At 40.7% G+C, this 4,047-nt stretch carries 3 protein-coding genes and 1 pseudogene; 3 read left to right on the top strand and 1 reads right to left on the bottom strand.

The window, feature by feature from the left end; translation table 11 throughout:
• On the top strand, positions 1–1,684 hold a 1,684-nt coding region (locus LKE01_RS11515), incomplete at its 5' end, for a MobA/MobL family protein (RefSeq protein WP_146979250.1).
• A gap of 14 nt (positions 1,685–1,698) precedes the next feature.
• A pseudogene (locus tag LKE01_RS12380) lies at positions 1,699–1,920 on the top strand (LtrC-like protein); the annotation flags it as partial.
• 156 nt (positions 1,921–2,076) lie between these two features.
• Here LKE01_RS12380 and LKE01_RS12375 read toward each other — a convergent pair.
• A complete protein-coding gene (locus tag LKE01_RS12375; protein ID WP_222843308.1) occupies positions 2,077–2,139 on the bottom strand; it encodes a putative holin-like toxin in 63 nt (20 codons plus the stop codon).
• Between the two features lie 493 nt (positions 2,140–2,632).
• Here LKE01_RS12375 and LKE01_RS11500 point away from each other — a divergent pair, with 493 nt between their 5' ends.
• Positions 2,633–3,982, top strand: coding sequence for an FAD-dependent oxidoreductase (locus tag LKE01_RS11500; protein WP_095339585.1), 1,350 nt, complete (start codon positions 2,633–2,635; stop codon positions 3,980–3,982).
• Positions 3,983–4,047 lie beyond the last annotated feature (65 nt).

The following is a 4,047-nucleotide window of genomic DNA, read 5'->3' as shown; positions in this document are numbered from 1 at the left end:
TCACCCAGACAATCCGCATGCACATGTGATGTTAACCAATCGCCCATTTAACCCCGATGGTAGTTGGGGATTAAAAGCAAAGACGCAGTACATTAAAGATGAAAATGGCAAGCAACTTTTAACCAAAAGCGGGTTTCCAAAACAAAGAAAAATTTGGTTGGTTGATTGGGATAAAAAGGAAAAAATTAATGAGTGGCGGCATAATTGGGCAACAAGTGTTAATCAGTCTTTAGCACAAAAAAATATTCCGGATCGGATTAGTGAAAAATCATTTGTCGATCAAGGGATTCAAGAGACACCTACCCAACACGAAGGCATTAACAGCCAAAGAAAAAATCGAAAAGCATTTAATCAACAAGTTAGCGCGCAAAGAAACGCCCAAGCTAAATATCATAATCTTGACGAAAAGATAAGAAATCATGAACATTTTGATGCGTTAACTGACGAGCTATCGTTCTCTGAAAAACACACAATTAGTCATCTAAGTCAGCAATTGAAAGCCTATGTCGATTTAGAACATTTAGATGATAAACAGCGCATGCTGTTTAATTGGAAAAACAGCTTATTAATCAAACATGCCATTGGTGAAGATGTAACTCAACAACTGCTGACTATTGACCAGCAAACGACATCACTAGCACAAGCTAACCAGTTGTTAAATAAAGTGGTGGAACGAGCAACGAAAAAGCTTTATCCGGAACTTAATTTTGAACAGACAACCGCCGCTGAACGACGGGAACTGATTAAAGAAACTAATAGTGAACAAACGATTTTTAAGGGTAGCGAATTAGCAGAACGGTTAGCGGATATTCGAAGTGACTTATTAACCCAGCAATTATTGACGTTTACCAAGCGGCCATATACCAGCTGGCAGTTAGTTAATCAGCAGGCCCAAACAATTGAGAAGCAATTAACCACGGTACTAGCCAAACATGGTCACCAGTTAGACGATTTGAAGCATACTGATCGGGGCATACTAGCCGCTTATCAACCTAACGAACTCGAATTCATTTCTAAAGCGGTCAAAGATTTACGGGTCATTCGGGAAGTTAAAGCCGTGGTGCAAACCCAATACGACAGCATTCTAACGACTGCTTTTCCGGACAGTGACCTCGATAAGCTAGAGACGATTGATAAGGAGCAAATCTATACCGCTGTGGTTTACTATGACCCAGAATTAAAGCCATTAAGCGCCGATGATCTTAGTCAATTACAACAGCAGCCACCGGTCGTCTTTACTAGTCAGCAACACCAAGCCGGTTTGAATTACCTGTTAGGTAAAATGGAATTAAAAGATATTCAGGATCATCGACTGCAACGGGTCTTAAAACATGATGGCACCCGGCAACTGTTTATTGGCGAATGTGGCCAAGATCCTAAGTTGGATCACAAACAAATTGAAATGGTGCAAGCCCGTTTGAAACAACAGACAACACGATTTGATCAATATAAGCAAGACCAAATTAAGGACTATCAGGCCATTAATTATTACCCGACTAGCCCCCAAAATTACCTGATGAATATTTTGGACGAAGCCTTAGTGACCATTTTATATGCGAAAAATACAGACTATCTAAGAAAGCAGCAGCTACGTGGCTTAAAAGAGACCGAGTGGGCAATGACGAAAAAGCAGCGGCAACACCAAACCCGTAATCGGCATGAAGATGGGGGTATGCACTTGTAATTTAAATGTAAAATAAAAAGCTATCAGCCCGAGCGCTTAATCAGTCATATCAAAGCTTGCAACAACAAGTTCAGCAAGCAAGGAACCCACAACAAAAATCAGAACTAAAAAATAAACTAAATGATATACACCATGAAATCACTAATCGAACACAAAAACAGCTGCAAGCATTTACTGAAGAAAATTCATCAATCAAACAACCCAAATCCGAATTTGATCAAAGTTTAAAGCGTTAGCCAGTTTTTAAAGGTCATGCTATAATATAAACAGAAAAAGGAAGTCCCGCCGAAAATAGGACTTCCCGCGCAAGCCGCTTCAAAGGCGGTGGCATTAGTTAACTAAACGATAATGTCGTCCCGTAACTCGCCAAAGTTATGATCGGTGCGGCTTTTTTATTTGTGGTGCTTGTCGATATAGCTGAGAAGCGCGATTAAAAACGTGCCAAACAGCAACATCAACGAGAGTGTCTGAAAGACGCTCATTGACTGTGCAACCTTCCTGAAGATTATTCCATGTTCCCATGGGCCTCACCTCACAAGTAAAAAGACAACCACCGCCCTTAAAACTTTTTGCTCAATCCATTATACAGGGAAGTTAAAAATCAACCAAGAGCAATAAAACTGCTCTTGACAGCAAAGGAAAGCTACAACACTAGCAAGGTCAGCAAGCAAGGCTAATAATACTGCTGCAATGGGAAATAACAAGCGTCCAGTAGGGCGGTCCAAGAGCGGGCGCAAACCCTACCAGACAGTACGATTATAAAAGTAAAGAAGGTCATAAAATCAGCTACTAGAGGGAAAACTATGGTAAAAGACAAATAAGATGGTGAAATGATGACTATAAAGTCAAGTCAGATAAATAGGTAGTTGAGCATATAAATTGCTTTTGACGCTTTAATTACTTATAATAAGTGCAATAACAAATGACTAGTAAAAGGCGGGTAAAACAATGGATAAATTTAAAAATATTATTATTGGATTTGGTAAGGCGGGTAAGACATTAGCTAAGTACTTGGCGCAGCATGATGAGACCGTGCTTCTGATTGAACGGTCTAAACAAATGTACGGAGGAACTTGCATCAATGTTGGCTGCCTACCATCTAAAAATTTAATTTTTAATGGCCAACGTGGCGTGGACTTCACTACAGCAGTTAATAAGCGTGGTGAGATGACTAGACAGTTGCGAAACAAAAACTATCACATGGTGGCTGATGAGCCACTAGCAACGGTTTGGGATGGGTCAGCCCGTTTTATCGACAATTATGTTTTGGCAGTCGTAATGAGTGATGGAACGACTAAGAAGGTGAGAGGTGAACGTATCTTTATTAATACTGGAGCAGTTCCAAATTGGCCATCAATCCCAGGGTTAGAATTTAGTCAGCGGATTTTTACGTCTAAAGAAGCTATGGAATTGGAGAAACAACCGAAACGACTAGCAATTATTGGTGGCGGTTATATTGGCCTTGAATTTGCTGGAATGTTTAATTCCTTTGGTACGCATGTAACGATTTTCGACCAACATACCAGATTGTTAGAGCGCGAAGATCCTGATATTGCGACCGAGGTCGTAGCAGATCTGACTGACGCAGGGATCGAGATTAAACCGGCGACTCAACTAACTCAAGTAAAAGATAATGGTGAGAAGGTTACATTATATTATCAACAAGGTGATCAAACCAACACTGCGAAATTTGATGCGGTATTGGTTGCAGTCGGTCGACGGCCTAATATAAATAGTTTAGGGCTAGAAAATACCGATATTGCTTTAACCAGTCGTGGTGCTATTCAGGTCGATGATCATTTAAGGACCACAGTACAAAACGTTTGGGCTTTGGGCGACGTTAATGGCGGTCCTATGTTCACTTATGTCTCATTGGATGATTTTCGTATTATTGTAGATCAATTGTTTGATAAGGGGGATCGCTCAACGGCCGATCGAATGGTGATACCGGCTGCTTCGTTCCTAAATCCACCACTGGCTAACGTCGGCTTAAATGAACGTCAAGCTAAGAGTGCAGGTTATGATTTACAAACCTTCAAGCTATCAGTCAAGGCGATTCCAAAGGCCCGTGTCTTGGAGGATCAACGCGGGCTTTATAAGGTAATCGTTGATCAAAAAACACACCTTATTTTAGGGGCAACATTGTATGCCGCTGAGGCTCATGAAACCATCAATCTAATTGCATTGGCAATGAAGGCCAAATTACCTTACGAAAGATTACGCGACATGATCTATACTCATCCAACAATGTCTGAAGCCTTGAATGATCTTTTTAAGACCCCGGTTGTGAAAAGCTAACGCCCTAGAAACACAAAGCCGACTAGTTAATCGAGGAAACAATCAAGAAATCACCGTTAAAATTA

The sequence above is a fragment of the Lentilactobacillus kefiri genome, from assembly GCF_007989105.1.
Classification (GTDB): Bacteria; Bacillota; Bacilli; order Lactobacillales; family Lactobacillaceae; genus Lentilactobacillus; species Lentilactobacillus kefiri.
Note: the sequence above shows the minus strand (reverse complement) of the source record. Positions and strands in the feature narration are given on the sequence as shown.

What these genes read in the sequence shown, in the direction of transcription:
- LKE01_RS11500 (WP_095339585.1), top strand. Translation starts at nt 2,633, where the DNA reads ATGGATAAATTTAAAAATATTATTATTGGATTTGGTAAGGCGGGTAAG.